General features: G+C 47.7%; 1 rRNA gene. It reads left to right on the top strand.

The annotated features are described in order from the left end of the window. Positions 1 to 73 precede the first annotated feature (73 nt). Positions 74 to 520 (top strand): 16S ribosomal RNA (locus AC1DY0_RS19155); the annotation flags it as partial.

Raw genomic sequence — 520 nt, 5'->3', positions numbered from 1 at the left:
AAGATTTGAGAATAACCACTAGACCTTCAGTCAAATAAATAAGAAGCTGAAATAAATTCAGCTTAAACAATATACGATGAAGAGTTTGATCCTGGCTCAGGATGAACGCTAGCGGCAGGCTTAACACATGCAAGTCGAGGGGTATTGGTTTTCGGACCAAGAGACCGGCGCACGGGTGCGTAACGCGTATGCAATCTACCTTTCACAGAGGGATAGCCCAGAGAAATTTGGATTAATACCTCATAGTATAGTACAACCGCATGGTTGAACTATTAAAGTCACAACGGTGAAAGATGAGCATGCGTCCCATTAGCTAGTTGGTAAGGTAACGGCTTACCAAGGCTACGATGGGTAGGGGTCCTGAGAGGGAGATCCCCCACACTGGTACTGAGACACGGACCAGACTCCTACGGGAGGCAGCAGTGAGGAATATTGGACAATGGGCGCAAGCCTGATCCAGCCATGCCGCGTGCAGGATGACGGTCCTATGGATTGTAAACTGCTTTTGCACAGGAAGAAA

The organism is Flavobacterium sp. P1_E4 (assembly GCF_056405915.1).
Note: the sequence above shows the minus strand (reverse complement) of the source record. Positions and strands in the feature narration are given on the sequence as shown.